This window comes from Pseudidiomarina terrestris (assembly GCF_030466375.1).
GTDB lineage: Bacteria > Pseudomonadota > Gammaproteobacteria > Enterobacterales > Alteromonadaceae > Pseudidiomarina > Pseudidiomarina terrestris.
Map to the genome: position 1 here is coordinate 1 of NZ_JAGGJE010000011.1, position 778 is coordinate 778.

Below are 778 nucleotides of genomic sequence, written 5' to 3' on the forward strand. Positions count from 1 at the left end.
TGACTCATGCGGCTCTTACTGCCTCATCATGGCTTATCGCAAGTTAGTACGTCCTTCATCGCCTCCAACTGCCTAGGCATCCACCGTCTACGCTTCGTCACTTAACCATACAACCCGAAGATGTTTAGTCTTCAGTCGTATGGGCTGTTCTCGATGCTGTACACAAGTTCGATACGCCTCTACCAAAAATAGGTTTGATTCAAGTAGAGTGGCATTTCATTACTTTATTACAATCAGCTTGTTCATATTGTTAAAGAGCGTGTAACACAAAGTTACCGGTAAGCATTTTAATCAAAACGCTTAACGCTAACTTCAAGAGAAATGGTGGAGCCAAGCGGGATCGAACCGCTGACCTCCTGCGTGCAAGGCAGGCGCTCTCCCAGCTGAGCTATGGCCCCCTAATGCTTGCCTAAACCACCAATAGCTGCGTTGCGCGCTTCGCAACACCGCGACAAACTTGATAAGGGAATTTTGAGTGGCTGACAAGGCGGGAAGTCGCGACGCATACATCAGTATGCGAGAGGCTTTCCAACGCAGCTCAGGCGCTCAAAATGGTGGGTCTGAGTAGACTTGAACTACCGACCTCACCCTTATCAGGGGTGCGCTCTAACCAGCTGAGCTACAGACCCAGTATCCGCTAAATCTGCCATAGGCAGACCCAGTTTCTCTTGTTACTTCTACCAAACCAGGCAATCTGTGTGAGCACTTAACTTCTTCAAGGCTGTTTCATAAGGAGGTGATCCAGCCGCAGGTTCCCCTACGGCTACCTTGTTACGAC

2 tRNA genes and 2 rRNA genes are annotated in these 778 nt (G+C 49.2%); all 4 read right to left on the bottom strand.

Going from position 1 to position 778, the window contains the following annotated elements:
* Nucleotides 1-107, bottom strand: a 23S ribosomal RNA gene (locus J6J28_RS12710); the annotation flags it as partial.
* 215 nt (nucleotides 108-322) lie between these two features.
* Nucleotides 323-398 (bottom strand) — tRNA-Ala (locus J6J28_RS12715).
* Between the two features lie 154 nt (nucleotides 399-552).
* Nucleotides 553-629: transfer RNA gene (locus J6J28_RS12720), tRNA-Ile, on the bottom strand.
* A gap of 100 nt (nucleotides 630-729) precedes the next feature.
* Nucleotides 730-778, bottom strand: a 16S ribosomal RNA gene (locus J6J28_RS12775); the annotation flags it as partial.